General features: G+C 37.6%; 2 protein-coding genes. Both read left to right on the top strand.

Translation table 11 applies throughout. The annotated features are described in order from the left end of the window. Positions 1–210: 210 nt before the first annotated feature. The gene (locus B1A98_RS19910) at positions 211–417 is read left to right on the top strand and encodes a hypothetical protein (RefSeq protein ID WP_041114705.1); all 207 of its coding nucleotides are present in this window, start codon (positions 211–213) and stop codon (positions 415–417) included. A 170-nt stretch (positions 418–587) separates the two neighbouring features. Further along, entirely contained in the window at positions 588–1,394 is an 807-nt protein-coding gene (locus B1A98_RS19905) for a rolling circle replication-associated protein (RefSeq protein ID WP_041114706.1), read from the top strand. Positions 1,395–1,855 lie beyond the last annotated feature (461 nt).

Here is a 1,855-nt window from a genome sequence, read left to right as displayed (position 1 = left end):
AGAGGCTCGTTGTAAATCAAACCGTGGAATAAATAGTGAACGGGCAAACTGACAAGGCGAAGGAAACAAAAAACGACAAAAATAGAACAATGTCTTTAATTCTTCTTTAAATGGCTTGTATTGCATTTTAATCATTTTTGGCTAGTTAACTATTAAAAGAGAATTAAAAACGATCAGAGGCGAAAATAAGACGTTCTGGAGGGAAGAAAAATGAAAAGAGAAACAGAAAAAACAGTTCAGGAGTTATTAAGGGAACTTCGTGAATTGGATCTCCAGGGTAAGAATCAGATTCGAAAACTTGATGTAGATCAGCAAGGGAATATATTGCTGGATAGAAATAATCGGTTTGATGTTGAGTGGTATGAGAATGATGAAAATTATGATGTGGTTGATTATGAAAAAGAGTCCTCAGATTGAGGACTCTTTTTTTGGTTTTCTGGTTTTCTTCTTTACTTGATTTAATTATATAGACACTCAAGTAAAAAGGTAGTAGAGTTAAAACCAACGTTAGTAAAAATTGGTTTTAGACATAAAAAAGCCCCCTATCCAGTTGTCGGCTAAAACTTTTGGAAAGGGGTCCTCATCTCATGAAGAGAGTATACCATAAGGTCATTGTGAGTGGAAGTATTACAGAAATTTATTCCTACGAGGAAGGAATCACTATTGGTTTTGCTAAATCGCATAGTAGCGAGCGGGTGGAAGCAGGTGATAGCAACGTGTCAAAAGAAGAAAGAATCCTGAAAGATCAAGCGAATTTAAGACGTTCGCTTTCAAGGAGTATTCAAACGCTAAGAAGAACGATCAATGCAAATATCGGACAGTGGGGCAAAGAAAAACCAAAATTTATGACGTTAACGTTTCGAGAAAATGTGTTAGATCATGAGATTGCTAATGCAGAGTTTAGAGAATTTATAAAACGTTTATCTTATAAACTTTTCAAAAAGCAAAGTGGTCTAAAATACACCTGTGTAGTAGAGAGACAAGCTAGAGGTGCAATTCACTATCATGTGCTTTTTTACAATCTGCCGTACATCAAACAGGAAGAGTTGGTGAAGGTCTGGGAGAATGGAAAAGAGCAGCGTGGTGTTCGAATTAATGCGATCGAAGATATAGACAACGTTGGTGCATATGTTGTGAAGTACATAGAGAAAGATATACAGGCGTTGAAAGATGGATTTGATACCAAGACTGGGAAAAGTGCGAAAGAGAAAAACAAGAAACTTTTCTTCCAGTCGAGGGGATTAATCAAACCAGAAGAAAGATCAATGACTGAAGAAGAATTAAAAGAGTTTGAAAGTAAATTGATTGATGATAAGGCGACTGTTTTTGAAGCTACTCATGACAATGAGTTTGTTGGCAAGATGACTTATAAACAGATCAAGAAAAGAGAGTAGAAATTTTCTACTCTCTTTTTGATTTTTAAGCCCCTGCGGGTACAATGCTGCAAGCATTATTTTTTCGCGGAGTGAACCCATCTTCACCTGAAATTTTCAAGGTGTATAGATGGGCACTTCGTGAAATTGATCTGCAAGAGCATAAGGAGAAACTGTCCCCATAGATTGTGAGGGGTTAGGCAGAGCCTAACTGTTCACTGGGTACAAAAAAAATGATCAAAACAATACAAAAACAATACATCAGAGTGATCGGTTTATGCCGCGAAAGTTGATTTACAATGAGAGGTACTCTCATGCAAACTTTCGGAGGTTGCCCCAGAGGGCGGTTTTGGCCCTGTGGGGTTGCCTTCGGGAGTTTGAGGGTACAGAGGCTCGTTGTAAATCAAACCGTGGAATAAATAGTGAACGGGCAAACTGACAAGGCGAAGGAAACAAAAAACGACAAAAATAGAACAATGTCT

The organism is Pseudobacillus badius (assembly GCF_002189605.1).
Lineage (GTDB): Bacteria > Bacillota > Bacilli > Bacillales > Domibacillaceae > Pseudobacillus > Pseudobacillus badius.
Note: the sequence above shows the minus strand (reverse complement) of the source record. Positions and strands in the feature narration are given on the sequence as shown.